The organism is Enterobacter sp. UPMP2052 (genome assembly GCF_053709675.1).
In genome coordinates, this window is the sequence record NZ_JBSKJR010000008.1 from 147,482 (window position 1) to 165,072 (window position 17,591).

17 protein-coding genes and 1 tRNA gene are annotated in these 17,591 nt (G+C 49.1%); 11 read left to right on the forward strand and 7 right to left on the reverse strand.

The window, feature by feature from the left end:
- The first annotated feature begins 14 nt into the window (after positions 1 to 14).
- The 3 genes from yagF to ACWKX3_RS18660 all read left to right on the forward strand — a co-directional run bounded on the left by yagF (position 15) and on the right by ACWKX3_RS18660 (position 5,215).
- Positions 15 to 1,982 carry a xylonate dehydratase YagF gene (gene yagF / locus ACWKX3_RS18650; protein ID WP_454542192.1) on the forward strand — a complete coding sequence of 656 codons (1,968 nt, stop codon included), beginning with the start codon at positions 15 to 17 and terminating at the stop codon, positions 1,980 to 1,982.
- Positions 1,983 to 2,210: 228 nt separating this feature from the next.
- The gene (locus ACWKX3_RS18655; protein ID WP_006174231.1) at positions 2,211 to 3,593 is read left to right on the forward strand and encodes an MFS transporter; all 1,383 of its coding nucleotides are present in this window, start codon (positions 2,211 to 2,213) and stop codon (positions 3,591 to 3,593) included.
- Between the two features lie 11 nt (positions 3,594 to 3,604).
- Positions 3,605 to 5,215 carry a glycoside hydrolase family 43 protein gene (locus ACWKX3_RS18660; protein WP_454542193.1) on the forward strand — a complete coding sequence of 537 codons (1,611 nt, stop codon included), beginning with the start codon at positions 3,605 to 3,607 and terminating at the stop codon, positions 5,213 to 5,215.
- A gap of 4 nt (positions 5,216 to 5,219) precedes the next feature.
- Here the strand turns inward: ACWKX3_RS18660 and xynR are convergent, their stop codons facing one another.
- The 3 genes from xynR to argL all read right to left on the reverse strand — a co-directional run bounded on the left by xynR (position 5,220) and on the right by argL (position 7,215).
- Complete coding sequence (gene xynR / locus ACWKX3_RS18665; protein WP_454542194.1) at positions 5,220 to 5,978, reverse strand: DNA-binding transcriptional repressor XynR; 759 nt, start codon at positions 5,976 to 5,978, stop codon at positions 5,220 to 5,222.
- A 167-nt stretch (positions 5,979 to 6,145) separates the two neighbouring features.
- Positions 6,146 to 7,150, reverse strand: coding sequence for an ornithine carbamoyltransferase (gene argF, locus ACWKX3_RS18670; protein ID WP_454542195.1), 1,005 nt, complete (start codon positions 7,148 to 7,150; stop codon positions 6,146 to 6,148).
- Positions 7,120 to 7,215, reverse strand: coding sequence for a putative translational regulatory protein ArgL (argL, locus tag ACWKX3_RS18675; protein ID WP_213826104.1), 96 nt, complete (start codon positions 7,213 to 7,215; stop codon positions 7,120 to 7,122). Before argL ends, argF begins: the two co-directional genes overlap by 31 nt.
- A 99-nt stretch (positions 7,216 to 7,314) precedes the next feature.
- Between argL and rraB the strand changes: the two genes are divergently transcribed.
- The 8 genes from rraB to ACWKX3_RS18715 all read left to right on the forward strand — a co-directional run bounded on the left by rraB (position 7,315) and on the right by ACWKX3_RS18715 (position 14,087).
- The gene (rraB, locus tag ACWKX3_RS18680; RefSeq protein WP_006174224.1) at positions 7,315 to 7,740 is read left to right on the forward strand and encodes a ribonuclease E inhibitor RraB; all 426 of its coding nucleotides are present in this window, start codon (positions 7,315 to 7,317) and stop codon (positions 7,738 to 7,740) included.
- A gap of 47 nt (positions 7,741 to 7,787) precedes the next feature.
- On the forward strand, positions 7,788 to 8,546 hold the full coding sequence (gene miaE / locus ACWKX3_RS18685; RefSeq protein WP_006174223.1) for a tRNA isopentenyl-2-thiomethyl-A-37 hydroxylase MiaE: 759 nt from the start codon (positions 7,788 to 7,790) through the stop codon (positions 8,544 to 8,546).
- A 30-nt stretch (positions 8,547 to 8,576) separates the two neighbouring features.
- Positions 8,577 to 9,302 carry a hypothetical protein gene (locus tag ACWKX3_RS18690; RefSeq protein WP_006174222.1) on the forward strand — a complete coding sequence of 242 codons (726 nt, stop codon included), beginning with the start codon at positions 8,577 to 8,579 and terminating at the stop codon, positions 9,300 to 9,302.
- A gap of 106 nt (positions 9,303 to 9,408) precedes the next feature.
- A tRNA-Leu gene (locus ACWKX3_RS18695) sits at positions 9,409 to 9,493 on the forward strand.
- 199 nt (positions 9,494 to 9,692) lie between these two features.
- Positions 9,693 to 10,946 carry a tyrosine-type recombinase/integrase gene (locus tag ACWKX3_RS18700; RefSeq protein WP_454542196.1) on the forward strand — a complete coding sequence of 418 codons (1,254 nt, stop codon included), beginning with the start codon at positions 9,693 to 9,695 and terminating at the stop codon, positions 10,944 to 10,946.
- Positions 10,947 to 11,418: 472 nt separating this feature from the next.
- A complete protein-coding gene (locus tag ACWKX3_RS18705; protein WP_454542197.1) occupies positions 11,419 to 12,759 on the forward strand; it encodes a hypothetical protein in 1,341 nt (446 codons plus the stop codon).
- 53 nt (positions 12,760 to 12,812) lie between these two features.
- Positions 12,813 to 13,703, forward strand: a complete 891-nt coding sequence (locus tag ACWKX3_RS18710) for a DNA adenine methylase (protein ID WP_454542198.1) — start codon at positions 12,813 to 12,815, stop codon at positions 13,701 to 13,703.
- An 81-nt stretch (positions 13,704 to 13,784) separates the two neighbouring features.
- On the forward strand, positions 13,785 to 14,087 hold the full coding sequence (locus ACWKX3_RS18715; protein WP_454542199.1) for a hypothetical protein: 303 nt from the start codon (positions 13,785 to 13,787) through the stop codon (positions 14,085 to 14,087).
- A gap of 49 nt (positions 14,088 to 14,136) precedes the next feature.
- Here the strand turns inward: ACWKX3_RS18715 and ACWKX3_RS18720 are convergent, their stop codons facing one another.
- From ACWKX3_RS18720 to ACWKX3_RS18735, 4 genes are all read right to left on the reverse strand, one after another.
- Positions 14,137 to 15,000, reverse strand: coding sequence for a DNA adenine methylase (locus ACWKX3_RS18720; RefSeq protein WP_454542200.1), 864 nt, complete (start codon positions 14,998 to 15,000; stop codon positions 14,137 to 14,139).
- Between the two features lie 68 nt (positions 15,001 to 15,068).
- On the reverse strand, positions 15,069 to 16,082 hold the full coding sequence (locus tag ACWKX3_RS18725; protein WP_454542201.1) for a hypothetical protein: 1,014 nt from the start codon (positions 16,080 to 16,082) through the stop codon (positions 15,069 to 15,071).
- A 15-nt stretch (positions 16,083 to 16,097) separates the two neighbouring features.
- Entirely contained in the window at positions 16,098 to 17,219 is a 1,122-nt protein-coding gene (locus ACWKX3_RS18730; protein ID WP_454542202.1) for a ParB N-terminal domain-containing protein, read from the reverse strand.
- Positions 17,220 to 17,399: 180 nt separating this feature from the next.
- Positions 17,400 to 17,591 (reverse strand): hypothetical protein (locus ACWKX3_RS18735; RefSeq protein WP_454542203.1); only part of this gene is annotated, 192 nt, incomplete at its 5' end.

The window sequence follows — 17,591 nt, forward strand, 5'->3', positions numbered from 1 at the left end:
ACCGGAAGATAACGATGACCATTGAGAACATTTTCACCCCACAGGACGATGCATTTTATGCGGTGATCACCCACGCGGCGGGGCCACAGGGCGCGCTGCCGCTGACCCCGCAAATGCTGATGGAATCACCCAGTGGCAACCTGTTCGGTATGACGCAAAACGCCGGGATGGGCTGGGACGCCAATAAGCTGACCGGGAAAGAGGTGCTGATCATCGGTACCCAGGGCGGCATCCGTGCCGGGGATGGACGCCCGGTTGCGCTGGGCTACCACACCGGCCACTGGGAAATCGGCATGCAGATGCAGGCGGCGGCGAAGGAGATCACCCGCAACGGTGGGATCCCCTTTGCGGCTTTCGTCAGCGATCCGTGCGACGGACGTTCTCAGGGCACGCACGGGATGTTCGACTCCCTGCCGTACCGCAACGACGCGGCGATTGTGTTTCGTCGCCTGATCCGCTCTCTGCCGACCCGCCGGGCGGTGATCGGCGTGGCAACCTGCGATAAAGGGCTGCCAGCGACCATGATTGCGCTGGCCTCAATGCACAATCTGCCGACTATTCTGGTACCGGGCGGAGCGACGCTGCCGCCGACCGTGGGTGAAGATGCGGGCAAGGTGCAGACCATCGGCGCGCGCTTCGCTAACCACGAGTTATCATTGCAGGAGGCCGCCGAGCTGGGCTGTCGTGCCTGCGCGTCCCCGGGCGGCGGCTGCCAGTTCCTCGGCACGGCGGGTACTTCTCAGGTGGTCGCGGAAGCTCTCGGGCTGGCGCTGCCGCACTCTGCGCTGGCACCGTCCGGGCAGGCGGTGTGGCTGGAGATCGCACGCCAGTCGGCGCGCGCAGTTAGCGAGCTGGATAACCGCGGCATCACCACGCGCGACATCCTCACCGATAAAGCCATCGAAAATGCCATGGTGCTGCACGCGGCGTTCGGAGGCTCCACAAATTTACTGCTGCACATTCCCGCTATAGCCCACGCGGCGGGCTGCACGGTCCCGGACGTGGCGCACTGGACGCGCATCAACCGTAACGTTCCGCGTCTGGTGAGCGTGCTGCCAAATGGCCCGGACTACCACCCGACCGTGCGCGCGTTCCTGGCAGGCGGCGTGCCGGAGGTGATGCTCCACCTGCGTGAGCTCGGGCTGCTGCATGAAGATGCCATGACCGTGACTGGCCAGACGGTGGGTGAAAACCTCGACTGGTGGCAGGCGTCCGAGCGTCGGGCACGCTTCCGTCAGTGCCTGCGCGAGCAGGATGGCGTGGATCCGGATGACGTGATCCTGCCGCCCGGGCGTGCCAAAGCGAGAGGGTTGACCTCGACGGTCTGCTTCCCGACGGGCAACATCGCGCCGGAGGGGTCGGTGATCAAGGCCACGGCAATCGACCCGTCGGTGGTGGATGACGATGGCGTATACCGCCACACCGGCCGGGTACGGGTGTTTGTCTCGGAAGCGCAGGCGATTAAGGCCATCAAGCGGGAAGAGATTCAGCAGGGCGATATCATGGTGGTGATCGGCGGCGGACCGTCCGGTACCGGGATGGAAGAGACCTACCAGCTCACCTCCGCGCTGAAGCATATCTCGTGGGGCAAAACGGTTTCACTGATTACCGATGCGCGCTTTTCGGGCGTGTCGACGGGTGCCTGCTTTGGCCACGTGTCGCCGGAGGCGCTGGCGGGCGGGCCGATTGGCAAGCTGCGCGATAATGACATCATTGAGATTGCCGTGGACCGCCTGACCCTGACGGGCAGCGTGAACTTTATCGGCACGGCAGACACCCCGCTGACGCCGGAAGAGGGCGCGCGCGAGCTGGCCGTAAGGCAGACGCACCCGGACCTGCATGCCCACGACTTTTTGCCGGACGATACCCGGCTGTGGGCAGCATTGCAGTCGGTGAGCGGCGGCACCTGGAAAGGCTGTATTTATGACACCGATAAAATTATTGAGGTAATTAACGCCGGTAAAAAAGCGCTCGGTATTTAATTATTTTTTAGCTAAAAACCGTCTGCGGAAAATATTCTGCGGGCGGCTTTTGCATATCTGTAATTTATCAATTTAAACAATAAGTTGAGATATATCGTGTGGCGTCACAAAAGCAAAATAACGTAATTCAGAAATAAGATATGACCATTGCTGGTTAATTGAACAGCTCATTACACTCCTGTAACACGACGTTGTAAATTCAGCACACTACATAAGGGTGTAATTCTGATGACGCAATTAACCATGAAAGACAAAATTGGCTACGGGCTGGGTGACACCGCCTGCGGCTTCGTCTGGCAGGCCACAATGTTTCTGCTGGCCTATTTCTATACCGACGTCTTCGGCCTGTCGGCGGGCATTATGGGCACGCTGTTTTTGGTCTCCCGCGTGCTCGACGCCGTGACCGACCCGCTGATGGGGCTGCTGGTTGACCGCACCCGGACGCGGTACGGTCAGTTCCGCCCGTTCCTGCTGTGGGGCGCCATCCCGTTTGGTATCGTCTGCGTATTGACCTTCTACACGCCAGACTTCTCCTCGCAGGGCAAAATCATCTACGCCTGCGTGACTTACATTCTCCTGACGCTGGTCTACACCTTCGTTAACGTGCCGTACTGCGCCATGCCCGGCGTTATCACCGCCGATCCGAAAGAGCGTCACGCCCTGCAGTCCTGGCGTTTCTTCCTCGCGGCGGCCGGTTCGCTCGCCATTAGCGGCATCGCGTTGCCGCTGGTGAGCATCATCGGTAAAGGGGATGAGCAGGTGGGGTATTTCGGTGCCATGTGCGTGCTGGGACTGGTTGGCGTGGTGCTGCTCTACGTCTGCTTCTTCACCACTAAAGAGCGCTACACCTTTGAGGTGCAGCCAGGTTCGTCGGTATCGAAAGATCTCAAGCTGCTGCTGGGCAACAGCCAGTGGCGCATCATGTGTGCGTTCAAGATGATGGCGACCTGCTCCAACGTGGTACGCGGCGGGGCGACGCTCTACTTCGTGAAATACGTGATGGATCACCCGGAGCTGGCGACGCAGTTTTTACTCTACGGCAGCCTCGCCACCATGTTCGGCTCGCTCTGCTCCTCCCGCCTGCTGGGCCGCTTCGATCGTGTCACCGCGTTCAAGTGGATCATCGTTGCTTACTCCCTGATCAGCCTGCTGATTTTCTTCACCCCGGCAGAGCATATCGCCCTGATTTTTGCTCTCAACATTGTGTTCCTGTTCGTCTTTAACACCACCACGCCGCTGCAATGGCTGATGGCCTCTGACGTAGTTGATTACGAGGAGAGCCGCAGCGGGCGCCGCCTCGACGGACTGGTGTTCTCCACCTACCTGTTCAGCCTGAAGATTGGCCTGGCGATTGGCGGGGCGGTGGTGGGCTGGATCCTGGCCTACGTCAACTACTCCGCCAGCAGCAGCGTGCAGCCGGTGGAAGTACTCACCACCATCAAAATTCTGTTCTGCGTGGTGCCAGTAGTGCTCTACGTGGGCATGTTCATCATGCTGTCGCTCTACAAGCTCACCGACGCCCGCGTGGAGGCCATCAGCCAGCAGCTGATCAAACACCGCGCCACGCAGGGTGAGGCCGTACCCGACGCCGCGACAGCCGCATCCCATTAACCGGAGGCACTATGCACATTACTAACCCGATCCTGACCGGCTTCAATCCGGACCCGTCCCTCTGCCGCCAGGGCGAGGACTATTACATTGCCACCTCAACCTTCGAGTGGTTCCCTGGCGTGCGCATATACCACTCCCGCGACCTGAAAAACTGGTCGCTGGCCAGCACCCCGCTGGACCGCGTGTCGATGCTGGACATGAAGGGCAACCCGGACTCCGGCGGCATCTGGGCGCCGTGCCTGAGCTACGCCGACGGCAAATTCTGGTTGCTCTACACCGACGTGAAGATTGTCGATTCGCCGTGGAAAAATGGCCGCAACTTCCTCGTCACCGCGCCCTCCATCGAAGGGCCGTGGAGCGAGCCGATCCCGATGGGCAACGGCGGGTTCGACCCGTCGCTGTTCCACGACGACGATGGCCGCAAATATTACCTTTACCGCCCGTGGGGGCCGCGCCACCACAGCAATCCGCATAACACCATTGTGATGCAGGAATTTGACCCGCAGACCGGGACGCTCTCGCCCGAGCGCAAAACCTTGTTTACCGGCACGCCGCTCTGTTACACCGAAGGGGCGCATTTATACCGTAAAGAGAGGTGGTACTACCTGATGGTGGCCGAAGGTGGCACCAGCTATGAACACGCGGTGGTGGTGCTGCGCTCAAAAACGATCGACGGGCCGTACGAGCTGCATCCGGACGTGACGATGATGACCAGCTGGCACCTGCCGGAGAACCCGCTACAAAAGAGCGGCCACGGTTCGCTGTTACAGACTCACACGGGGGAATGGTATATGGCCTACCTTACCAGCCGCCCGCTACGCCTGCCCGGCGTGCCGCTGCTGGCGTCCGGCGGGCGCGGCTACTGCCCGCTGGGGCGCGAGACCGGCATCACGCGCATTGCGTGGCGCGACGGCTGGCCGTTTGTCGAAGGCGGCAAACACGCGCAGCTAACCGTACCTGGCCCGCAGGTGGCGGAGCAGCCTGCTACCGCTCAGGGTCTCTGGCGTTACGATTTTGACGGCAGCACGCTCGACCCGGAGCTGCAGACCCTGCGCATTCCGTTCGACGACTCCCTTGGCTCGCTCACCGCGCGTCCCGGCTATTTACGGCTCTACGGCAACGACTCGCTTAACTCGACCTTCACCCAGTCGACCGTGGCGCGCCGCTGGCAGCATTTCACCTTCCGGGCGGAGACGCGGATGCAGTTCTCGCCGGTCCACTTCCAGCAGAGCGCCGGGCTGACCTGCTACTACAACAGCAAAAACTGGAGCTACTGCTTTGTGGACTACGAGGAGGGGCAGGGAAGAACTATTAAGGTGATCCAGCTCGACCACAACGTGCCGTCATGGCCGCTGCACGAGCAGCCCATTCCGGTGCCGGAGAGTGCCCAGAGCATCTGGCTGCGCGTGGAGGTGGATACGCTGGTTTATCGCTACAGCTACTCGTTCGACGGCGAGACGTGGCACACCGTGCCGGTAACCTATGAGGCGTGGAAACTGTCGGACGACTACATCGGCGGGCGCGGTTTCTTTACCGGCGCGTTTGTGGGGCTGCACTGCGAAGACATCAGCGGTGACGGCTGCCACGCGGACTTCGACTACTTTACCTACGAGCCGCTATAACGGCTCAGGCCGGGTAGCCCAGCGCGCGTGAGAGCTGGAGCCCGGCCTGCTGAAGCTGCTCGCGGAAGCGGGCCAGCTCGGCATCGTCCACACGCGAGGTCAGCGTCGACAGGCTCAGGGCGGCAATCACGCGGGACTCATGGTTCCACACCGGCACCGCCACGCAGCGCACGCCCTGCTCGTTCTCTTCGCTGTCCAGGGCATAACCCTGCTTGCGGGTCTGCGCCAGGGCGGTCATTAACGCTTCACGTGACGCGAGGGTGGCGGGAGTAAAGGTGGTGTATTGATAACCCTCCAGCAGGGCGTTCAGCTCTGCCTCGCCCAGCCAGGCAATCAACACCTTGCCGATGGCGGTGGCATGAACCGGCAGACGGCGACCAATACGCGAATAGGCGATGGCGGCCAGCTTGCCTTCAATCTTCTCGATATAGACCCCTTCACGTCCGTCCAGGATCCCCAGATGGGTGGTCTGCCCGGTCCGCTGGGACAGCTCCGTCAGCCAGCCTTTCGCCTTCTGACGAATATCAATAGAGCCCACGACAAAATGCCCGCGCTCAACCAGCTTCATGCCGAGACGATATTTGCCGTTCTCCGGGTTCTGATCGATATAGCCGTGAAGCTGCAGGGTTTTCAGCAGCGAGTGGAGGGTACTTTTGCTCAGCCCCATCAGTTTGCTGATGTCGGTGATCTTAAGCTCGGTGGCCTGCTCGTTGAACAGGTCGAGGATCTGCAACGCACGTTCAACAGACTGAATAATTGGCATTTTGCTGGCATGTCCACGCTGGAATTAAGGCGAAAACGTACCTTTTTTGAGGTGAAAAATCAATTGAGCAGGCCTGATTTGCCCGGCGGCGCTTCGCTTGCACGGGCCTACGGGGTGGGGGTCACCCTCTCCCTGTGGGAGAGGGCACCAGACCGCAGAAGAGTCCATTACTCCCCAAGCGTCGCCACCATCACCGCCTTAATCGTATGCATCCGGTTTTCCGCCTGGTCAAACACGATGCTCGCCGGTGACTCAAACACCTCGTCCGTCACCTCCATCCCGCCGTGCAGATCGAACTCTTTCGCCATCTGCTTGCCGAGCGTGGTCTGGTCGTCATGGAACGCGGGCAGACAGTGCAGGAACTTCACGTCCGGGTTGCCGGTTAGCGCCATCATCTGTACATTCACCTGATACCCACGCAGCAGCGCAATCCGCTCCGCCCACTTCTCTTTCGGCTCGCCCATCGACACCCACACGTCGGTATAGATAAAGTCCGCGCCCTTCACGCCTGCCGCCACATCTTCCGTCAGGGTGATCTTCCCGCCGTGCTTCTCTGCCAGCGCGCTGCACTCCGCCACCAGGCTCGCTTCCGGCCAGCAGGCTCTCGGGGCCACCAGACGCAGATCCAGCCCGGTCAACGCCGCTGCTTCCAGCATTGAGTTGCCCATGTTGTTGCGCGCATCGCCCGCATAGACCAGCGTCATCTCGTTAAATGCCTTGCCCGGCAGGTGCTCCTGCATGGTGAGCAGGTCCGCCAGCAGCTGCGTTGGGTGGAACTCGTTGGTCAGCCCGTTCCACACCGGCACGCCTGCATATTGCGCCAGCGTTTCGACCACGTCCTGGCCGTGACCGCGGTACTGAATGCCGTCGTACATCCGCCCGAGCACGCGTGCGGTATCCTTAATTGACTCTTTATGCCCAATCTGGCTGCCTCTCGGCCCTAAATACGTGACGCGTGCGCCCTGGTCAAATGCGGCAACTTCGAAAGAGCAACGTGTACGGGTCGAGTCTTTTTCGAAGATGAGCGCGATGTTTTTACCGGTAAGTTTTTGTACTTCCTTGCCCTTTTTTTTATCGGCTTTGAGCTGTGCGGCAAGGGTCAGCAGAGAAGTGAACTGTGCAGGGGTAAAATCGAGCAATTTCAGAAAGTGTTTTTTGTACAAATCGGACATTTTATCCTCGCATGGCAAACGCCACTTATTGAATTAAAATTCACTTTATATGTGTAATTATTCATTTGCAACCCTGTTTCACAAATCTTTCTTACAAAGGTGGAGGCAAATACGTCCGTGTGTGAAAATAGAAGTATCTGCCGCACTTTAAAGAGGATTGAGCCATGGCAAACCCGGAACACCTGGAAGAGCAACGCGAAGAGACGCGCCTGATTATTGAAGAACTGCTGGAAGACGGTAGCGATCCGGACGCGCTGTACACCATTGAGCACCATTTCTCTGCTGATGATTTCGACGCGCTGGAAAAAATGGCGGTTGAAGCCTTCAAACTGGGTTACGAAGTGACCGAGCCGGAAGAGCTGGAAGTGGAAGAGGGCGACACCGTCATCTGCTGCGACATCCTGAGCGAAGGCGCGCTGAAGGCAGAGCTGATCGACGCCCAGGTTGAACAGCTGATGAACCTGGCTGAGAAGTTTGACGTGGAATACGACGGTTGGGGAACCTACTTCGAAGATCCGAACGGTGAAGAGGGCGAAGAAGGCGACGACGAAGATTACATCGACGAAGACGACGACGGCGTGCGTCACTAAGCGTTTCAGGCGGTGGCGCGTGCCACCGCTTTTTTCAAGGCAGAACAATGGATTACCCGCAGATACTCGCCCCTGTACTCAACTTCCTCCAGTGCCCGACCCCGCAAGCATGGATTGATAAAGCCCGCGACCCGGCAAACCTGCCGCTGCTCCTCACCGATCACATGGTGTGCGAGCTGAAGGCCGCCCAGACCGCGCTGTTGCTGGTGCGCAAATACGTCGCCGACGAAAGCGGGGCCGACGCGTTGCTCGACTGGCTCAAACCCTACGAACTGTTCACCTTCCGCGACGGCCCGGAACCCGATTTCATCGCCCTGCACAAGCAGATTGGCAAAAGCGTAATGCCCAAAACCGACGATCCGTGGGGCCAGGCGCTCATCGACAGCATGGTGCTGCTGATTAAAGAGGAGCTGCACCACTTCTGGCAGGTGCGCGAGGCGATGCTGGCCCGTAACATTCCTTACGTCAAAATTACCGCCAGCCGCTACGCCAAAGGGATGCTGAAAGAAGTACGCACCCACGAACCGCTGACGCTGATCGACAAGCTTATCTGCGGGGCGTACATCGAAGCCCGCTCCTGCGAACGCTTTGCCGCGCTGGCCCCGTTCCTCGACGACGATCTGCAGAAGTTCTATCTCTCGCTGCTGCGCTCCGAAGCGCGGCATTATCAGGACTATCTGACACTTGCCCAACAGGTGAGTGATAACGATATCTCACCGCGCATACAGCATTTTGGTGAAATTGAAGCCACACTTATCACGACACCGGATAACGAGTTTCGCTTCCACAGCGGCGTGCCGGTGTAAACCGGCTGAGCTAAAGGATAAGGATGCGAGATGAAAAAAACGTGGATCGGTACCGTCGTTGTTGTTGTCGTGGCTGCCGCCGTGGCGTTCTGGGTGTTCTTCGACAAACAGCAGCAGAGCGCTGAACAGCAGTTAAACGCCACCCTGAACGAGATGCCCGCCTGGCAGGTGATCAAGGAGCAGGAACCCGTGCTGCATCAGCGCATTCTTGATCAGATTGCCGCCCTGCAAAAAGCCGGTGAACCGGAGCAGCAGATTATCGACACCATCCAGCCGCAGATCCTGCATCTGCAGATGAGGCGTCTGCAAAACGCGCCGGATGCCAGCGTGGTGAACTATATGACCATCAATATGGAGCAGACCGCCGCTATCCAGAAGGTGAGCGACGACGCCTGTTTCCGCTTCCTCTACCCGGCGGTGAAGGGCGGCATCAACCCGATGCGCATGCTTGATAAAGAGATGATGTCCCGACGCATGCAGGCCGACGCCGACATGATGCGCGCCGCCTACGGCAAAAATCACCACACCGTGACCCAGGCAGAACGCGAAACTGCTGTCGCTGACGTGCGGCCGATTATGAAAGATCTTGCCGATAAGTACGGTGAGGACATCCAGCTGCTGCAGATGCCGGAGAAGGCGGTGGGCAAAGAGAAGCTCTCCTGTGACATGGTGCAGGAGATGTGGGCGAAGGTGCTGAAGCTGCCGGAACCGAAGGCGGCGGGCGTGATTCGCCTCGCGGTGTCTGAGCTGGAGTAACAAAGGGCGCTGGTTTTTTGGGCACTTAGCGTGGGTTTAGCGCGTCGTCGCTTGCATGGCGGCGCGCGACAGGTATAATCCACAACGTTTCCGCATCCCCTTCAGTGCCGAAGTGGCGAAATCGGTAGACGCAGTTGATTCAAAATCAACCGTAGAAATACGTGCCGGTTCGAGTCCGGCCTTCGGCACCATCGGAACATCAATAGACGTCAACGGACGTCTTTTTTTGTGCCTGAAATCCAGTATCCGTAAGGCTTTCCGCGATTTTCCTTTCAACAGAAGTCAATCTGAGTCAACCCACATCAAGTCGCTTGTGAGTATAGAACCGAGTATATATGCTGGTTCGATAATGGTTGTATACTCACAGCGGCACATGGAAGGAGAACTTTTATGGCTCTGACAGATACTAAAGTACGTTCTGCGAAACCGCAGGAAAAGGAGTACACCCTAGTCGATGGCGATGGCATGTTTTTGCTGATTCACCCCAACGGCTCAAAATACTGGCGGTTCCGATTTCGCTTTGGCGGTAAGCAGCACTTGATCGCATTTGGTGTGTATCCTGAAACATCGTTAGCCGATGCGAGGCAGAAGAGGGAAGAGGCTAGGAGGCTTGTTGCTGCTGGAATCGATCCTCGCGAGCATAAACGTGCTGTGAAAGAAGAACAGGCGAAAGAGGCTATTACCTTCGAGTCAGTTGCCAGAGATTGGCATGCAACAAATAAGAAATGGTCAGAGGACCACAGTCGGCGGGTGCTTAAAAGTCTGGAAGATAATCTGTTCCATGCAATCGGCAAACGTAGTATTGAGGAGCTGAGAACTCGCGATCTGCTTGCTCCTATCAAAGTTGTAGAAGCTACAGGCCGTTTTGAAGTAGCTTCTCGTCTTCAGCAACGGACAACTGCCATAATGAGGTATGCCGTTCAAAGTGGCTTGATTGATTACAACCCGGCCCAAGAGATGGCTGGCGCAGTTGCTTCCAGTAACCGTGTCCATCGCCCTGCACTTGAGCTGAAACGCCTGCTTGAACTACTCCACAGAATAGACGGTTACACTGGACGCCCTTTGACTCGTTTGGCTGTTGAGCTCACTTTGTTAATCTTTATTCGTTCCAGTGAACTGCGCTTTGCGCGTTGGTCTGAAATCGATTTTGAAACGGCAATGTGGACAATACCGGCTGAACGAGAAGCTATTGAAGGAGTGAAGCATTCACAGCGTGGCTCGAAAATGCGTACGCCTCATTTGGTGCCACTGTCTAGTCAGGCGTTAGCAATCCTTATACAAGTTCACAAGATCAGTGGTGATCGTGATTTTGTTTTCGTTGGAGATCATAACCCTCGTAAACCGATGAGTGAAAATACGGTTAACAAGGCGCTGCGCGTGATGGGATATGACACGAAGGTTGAGGTTTGCGGGCATGGCTTCAGGACAATGGCCTGTAGTTCATTAATTGAGTCAGGGTTGTGGTCTAGGGATGCGGTAGAACGCCAGATGAGCCATATGGAGCGTAACTCTGTGCGAGCGGCTTATATTCATAAGGCCGAGCATCTGGATGAGCGCAGACTGATGCTGCAGTGGTGGGCGGACTATCTTGATGCTAATAGAGAAAAGTGTTTCAGCCCATTTGATTTCGCCCGAAATATATGAAAGATCTCATTTCTCCTAACAGCACACGCTGTTAGGAGAGTTTTTATTGCATATTGATTGGTCGCAATCAGCAATGAGGCATTAAAAGCAGTTTTTTGTATTGGATTTAGCTCTTCTATTGGTTGAATATATGTTAGATCATGTGTTTTCCATATTTTAATAGTACAGAAGAAGTGAGATGAAACTAAATTTACATTTATGCATCAGAAGCGCAACATGTTCATTACTTTTTAATTTTGAGTGTTAAAAAATTGATACACAACAAAGTTTTCTATTACGTATTGGAAAAGTGCAAAGGCTTTTGATAAAAAAATAAGTCTGATTTTGCTCGATTTGGGTTGTCTTTTTCAACGAAGTGGATTGGAGTATCTTGGATGTGTATGAATGATATTTGGGGTTGACTATATTTTTTTTGCATTATCAATAATGTGATCTGGTATGGTTGGTGATATTTAATGCAGGGTAGGATAAAATGAAAAGAATTTCTGTTAATGTTCTGGATTTATATTTGGATAGTAAGAATCCTCGTCACGACCCGATAAGCGACAGAGGTGAGATTATTAATTATTTAGTTCGAAATGAAAAAATAAAAATTTTAGCTAAAAGTATTTCAGAGAACGGTACTAGCCCTCTTGAATCATTAGCTGTTATGGAGAATGAAAATGGAAATTTAATTGCGCTAGAAGGAAATAGGCGAGTCTGTGCATTAACTCTTTTGAATGATCCAGAGTTATGCCCTGAAAATGAACGAGCTTATTTCAGACGACTAGCAGAACATAGTACTGTTATTCCAGAGACTGTTGAGTGCATTTTATTTTCATCTAGAGACGATGCTAATAAATGGATTGAATTACGACATAATGGAGAGCAAGATGGTGCCGGATTATTGACGTGGAATGCCACTCAGAAAACGAGACACTTTGGCTCGTCGGATAATACGTTGGCATTAAAGTTATTGGACTATGCTGAAAAAAAAGGTTTCATTGACAAGCAGCGACGGGATGGTGTTCTAACTACGGCTTCTAGATTCCTCGGTAATCCTATATTTCGTTCTACAATAGGAGTAAAAACGGGACGTTCTGAGCCAAATGTTGTGATCGATGTTCCTAGGGATGAATTCGATCGTGTCTTGGAAGTTTTTATTAAGGATCTAATTAATGGGAGTAATAATGTTACTTCAAGATCCAGAAAGAACGACTGGGAGGATTATGCTAAAAAATTAAAATCTGAAAAGATTGCACCTCAAGGTTATTGTGAGCCATCTGATCTCTTTGAGAAAAATATCTCCAATCATGATAATAATAGTGCAAATCCGGAGAAGAAAAGCAGGAATAATCAAAGCCCAAACAATAGGAAATATATAGTACCATCTGATTTTAAAGTTAACATTCCCGATAAAATATTAAAAAGAATATTCGATGAACTGAGGACCCTTGAGTGTTCTGAATATACTTTAGCATCTGCCGTTGTTTGTCGTGTATTTCTAGAGAACGTATATTCTTTAACATATGAAAAACTGTATGGAAATTATCCTGAGAAAATGCCTGAACATGTTGTTATGGATAAAATCATAAAGAAAATTGAAGAGAATAAAGCGCAACTCAACAAAAATGAAAAGAAAGCACTTGAAGCCTTAAAGAGAGTTCAAACGGACACAACGAATCCTCTCTCGCCAAAGACACTTGGAGCAAATGCTCATGGAGGATTTTATCCCGATCCTAAAGCATTAAAAGTTCACTGGGATAATATTTCTCATATCCTTATGTTCATGTTGAGTAAAATATTTATCCAAGACTCTGGCCATGAAGGATAAACTATCTTACAATATAGTATTAGTTTGTCTATAAACATTTAATGGAAAAATATATGTCAGCCACACCTTCACCGCTAAGATATCCAGGAGGGAAAACGGGAATCCAAAGGATGGTTTCGACGATAATACGCTCGAACGATATTAACGGCGGGCATTACGCTGAACCTTACGCTGGAGGTTGTGGGCTGGCTTTGTCCTTAATGTTTAATCAACATATTCATGAAATTCATTTGAATGATCTCGACCGTTCGATATGGGCTTTTTGGTATAGTATATTAAATAATACACAGGATTTTATTGAAAAAATTAATGATACCGATGTTACAATAGCCGAATGGTATAAGCAGAGAGATATCCAAAATGATAAAAATAAATGCAATGTATTTGAATTAGGGTTTTCAACTTTTTTCTTAAATAGAACTAACCGATCCGGAATTATATTAAAAGCTGGAGTTATTGGTGGTTTTGAGCAAAATGGTAAATACGCATTAGATTGTAGATTTAATAAAAAAAGATTAATAGATAAAATAAAAAGAATAAACAAGTACAAGCATAGAATTCATCTCTATAATATGGATGCTATTGATTTTATTAAATCAATGGATGTTCTTTTACCGAAAAAAGCTATGTTCTGTATTGACCCGCCTTATTTTGATAAGGGATCTTTTTTGTATACGAATTATTATAATGCTGAAGAACATAAAACAGTCTCTAAGGCAATTTCAGAGATCAACCATCCCTGGATATTGACATATGATAACGCGAAGGAGATCAGCGATATTTATAATAAGTATAGTCAATATCTGTATACCTTAAATTATTCCGCAGCTGAGAAAAAGATTGGAACAGAACTGCTTATTACAGCGAATAATATTTTAATACCTGAAGGCTTGGCATTGAAGAAGCGCAATAACGATGCTTTAATTGGGGACAGTAAATATTAGAGCATGTATATATGTTATTATTTTGAATAACGTTTGATGTACTGAAAAGATTGATTTTATTGTTTATAAGAGACCATATTTATGAAGTTATTAAATACATATGAAGAGAAAGAAGAGGCTGAGGTTGCCTATATGAAAATAAAAGGAGAGAAAAGGTTGGCAAGTGAAAGGGATGATACACAAACTATATATAATTTATTTGGTGATCCTACGTGGGCAAACTTTTATAATTTAAATATGTTTGATTTAAAAGAGCTTGAAAATATAATTAGAATCCGTGCTAATGGCGACAGTTTTGATGTTAAACGGCATGGGGAAATAATTAAAATGTTAAATTATGTAGCAAAGAACTTTTGCCTTGATATACCTAAACATTGGCTATAAGTTTTTGTATTACATTCATTGTGAATATAATGAATGTAATACAAAATAGTTATTTCTTTGCGTGTTTTGATGGATTTACCGTATTTGGTATTTCTAAATCCTGACTAAAAAACATTACTTCAGATCCAACATGTTTTCGTTGAGCACTATAGTTTAGCCCATAGATTATTTTTTTCTGTTTTTTATAAATCTCTAATATTTCTTTTGTCGCATCATAAGAGACTATCCAAGGACTTTTAAGCCTATTAGTAACAGTATTACCTATGTTTACATGATCATCATGTTGATAGAAATTCTGATACAGACCTTGCCCTTTTATATAATAAGGTGGGTCAAGATAAACTAAAACTTTCCCTTCTAATAAAGGAATTGTTTCATTTAATAAAAGAATTGCATCTCTATTGTATAGAGTTATAGAGTCAGAAAGAGTACCAATTTTTTTGATTCTGTTAATTAAATCTTCTTTATTATACCTAGCATGAATTTTCCATTTTCCTGTCTGCTCTTTCCCTCCAATAACCCCGGCGTTGATTATTCCTGAGCGATTTGTTCTATTGAGAAAAAAGGTAGAGAATCCCAGAGTTAATGGAGAGTGCTCTTGGGCGTTGGACTGAATTTCCTTTTGCTTGTACCACTCATGCATATTAACTTGTGTTTCTTTTATCTTCTTACAGAGGGCATCATTTTCGTATAATACGCTATGCCAAAAAGCATGAATTGAAGGATTCAAATCATTCAATACGATTTTCGATACTACACCTTCAAATAGTAAGTTTAACGCAACGCCAGCCCCTCCAGCATAAGGTTCAACATAAGTGCATTCCTCTAAATCATTGATTTTAATTAAATCTTTGAGAAATTCAGTTAGTTTCCCTTTCCCGCCGGGGTAACGAAGTGGAGTTGCATTGCGCATAAAAAGACCTAGTTTTCAGAAAAATGGCTCTATTCTACATTTTTTTCTCATTAGAATGCAATCACTAATTATACTGCCAATGCTTTTAATAAGTTTATTTTACCATCAACATAGTCGGAAATTTTATGGCATTCATCAATGCGTTCAATGGAAAGATTATCATTGTCTCTTTTTAGCTGCATGCCCTCTTTAAAATGAACAGGGATGCGCCTTCGATAAAATATTGTGCCCAGAGTGCTAAGTTGGCTTTCTAATAATTGTTCTGCTGTGTAATGATTGTCTACATCATCCATCATTTCATAGGGAATAAAAATCGCATCATTTATTCTTGATAGAATAGGTTTTCTTAACCAGTAATTTCTAAATATATCGATATAATGTAATACTGGTTTATCTTTCCAGTTTCTTCCTGAAGCCACTTGAGAAAAGTAAACTCTTTTTCCCGCTCTTTTATCATGGCTATCCTCCCATGTAATGACATCAATTCCACTATCTTTGGGGGATAGTGAATGCACAGGGTTTACATCCTCTAGGGGGTGCAGCTCACCTTCACCTAAAAGATTAATTACTTCGAACGCCTTGTTGTAGAAATTAGAATGATCTCTCCTGGGAAAACCGAACGATATTGAATGTCCCCGAACGTAGCCTGCAGCTGCAATTGTTGCACATATTTGTAGAATATCTCTATCTGCAGGAAGTGGGGTACCATCAACAATCAGCAAAGGGCTATTGAAAATATGTGAAAAAATAAGGCAATAAAGATATACTTTTTGCGGGATAGTTAATTCGTTAATAGAAGTTACAAGTGAAACTACAGAACCACCATCTTCGATCTGAAATGGATAAGTATCATTCATGTGCTCCTGTCTTGATCTAATTTCATGTAAAATTGAATCTATTTCAGATTCAACCTCTCCATCCTCTCTTGCAATATCATCATCTTGATAATCGTCCTGTAATTCTATAGCAGAACGGATGTCAGCTACAGGCATAAAATTGAATTCATCGGAAAGACATTTTAATTCAATCCAATCAGCTTGGTTCTGAACGGGACCCGTTACTGGAAAAGTATTTAATAACATATTTCCTATTCCTTATTAAATGTCTTTACTTTTCCGTTTACTAGACTGGAATTCTATTTTTTCAAATTTCCTTGCCATTTCTGATATATTCTCTTTATTTATATCATTAATGAATTCGATCTTATCTAAAAGTAACGATGCCTTATCGAGTAATGAATTAATCCCTACTAACGTTGCACTGAGTTTCCCATTAGCATCCCCAGCATCATTATAGGCAATATCTAGATCTGCACCGCTCTTAAAAGCATTATATGCCTTTGCATTTACTAAAATTTCGCCAAATTTCTTAACATCTGGGTTTTGGCTTTTAATCAATGAATCCCGGTTTTCTTCTTTAGAACCATACAAGCCTATTAGAACATCTCTGAGATTATCTAGGTGTTGTTCATCTACAGGATTATCATCTGGCGCATTACTCCAGCCACGGTCGAGACCGAGGAAATCCATATATTCTCGCCTTCCAAGAGCTGTATAGAAATGAGAAAGAGAGAATCTAGGAGTCATTCTGTCGTTTAAATTATATACCCCTTTTTCTTGGGCTTGTTCGAGAACAAACATTGCGCTTATAAGTGAACGTACTGTTTGGTTAGTATCACCAAGTTTCCTTGCTATATCATCTATGGTTATGCCTTCTTCTTTTTCAGCTTTATACCATTTATATGCAAATTGAGCCTTGGCGTATGAATCCCATTTATGAGGGCCATTTACATGTTTGAAACCGATGAAGCCTCTTGCTTCTTCCTCTGTTTTAACACGGTAAACGTGAATTTCTTTCATTGTATCCAATATCTTTTTTGACATTGGAGGAATTTTAATTCTACATTTTTGAGCTATATCCGGAGAACGAATTGCTTTAATTGCTGCTAAGCGGCGGTTACCCTCTAACACTCTGAATTTATCGTTGTTATTAGGATCTATAATTACAATTAATGGCTCCATATCTAAAAAACCATTATTCGCAATCGAAACAATCAATTCTTTAAGATCACTATTATCAGCTAACGATTTAATTAACTCTGGTTCACTGTTTCGTGAAGCAGCATCAGGCAAGAACAATCTTGGGTTTTCTGTATCTAGGGAAAGAAATTCAGGAGATATTTTGAATGCGCCTGATTCTGGATAATTGTGATTGACCATACTTTCATCCGAGGTTTGTAGTATACCTGCTTACAAAGCTAACTCACGTTGGTAAGCGGATAGCTGATTCGTTGATAAACATCCCCCACATTAACATAGCTGATAGTCTTTTTACAGCAATGGTTTAGAGTGTAAGATCAGATGTTATGTTTGCTTGATTTACCTTGTTGTCAAGCCTTATCACTGCCAGCTCAGTCTAACTCGCCAGCGTTTCATTCTGCCGTACCTACTCTTACTTCTGCCAGCGTCATAGCCTTCCGCTAGCAAGGTGGCAATACTAGAAACATAAATGCCATCATCAGATTGATAACTATAACGTCTTGAGCATTCTGAAATCCGCAAGTGCCCAGCAACTGGGATATCGTCGCTGTA